The organism is Streptacidiphilus sp. ASG 303 (assembly GCF_020991365.1).
Classification (GTDB): Bacteria; Actinomycetota; Actinomycetes; order Streptomycetales; family Streptomycetaceae; genus Peterkaempfera.
The window spans coordinates 1-400 of sequence record NZ_JAJLRA010000105.1 but is presented as its reverse complement, the minus strand read 5'-3'; the positions used below and the strand labels follow the sequence as shown (position 1 = coordinate 400).

Here is a 400-nt window from a genome sequence, read left to right as displayed (position 1 = left end):
GGGGTCGAGGAATCGGATGCTGCCGAAGATCTTCAGGCGCTGCCGGTGTGCGTAGTCAATGAGGAACAGGGAGGCACGGGAGTCGGCGGCCAGGTTGCCCTGACTGATGTACTGGCGGTTTCCGCGCAATTCGGCCCAGGCGAGGGTGGTATCGTCCAGGACGTGCAGGAACCCCGGTGGTCCGCCGCGGTACTGCACGTACGGCCATCCTGTGCTGCTCGTCGTGGCGAGGTAGAAGCCGTCCCGCTCAGCAGCGAACTGCGCCTCCTCCGGGCCGAGTACGTCGTTGCCGAAGTCCGCTTCCTCGAAGCGCTGCATGGCGGTGCGGCTGCCGTGAGCCTGCTGCACCTGCCTGTCCTCGTCGGTGAAGGCGATCCGGGCGTAGTGCTGAGGCATGCTT

At 66.0% G+C, this 400-nt stretch carries 1 protein-coding gene; it reads right to left on the bottom strand.

Annotated elements, in window-relative coordinates; translation table 11 throughout:
• Positions 1 to 400, bottom strand: a 400-nt coding sequence (locus LO771_RS30110) for a pyridoxamine 5'-phosphate oxidase family protein (RefSeq protein WP_308189035.1), incomplete at both ends; no start/stop codon positions are given.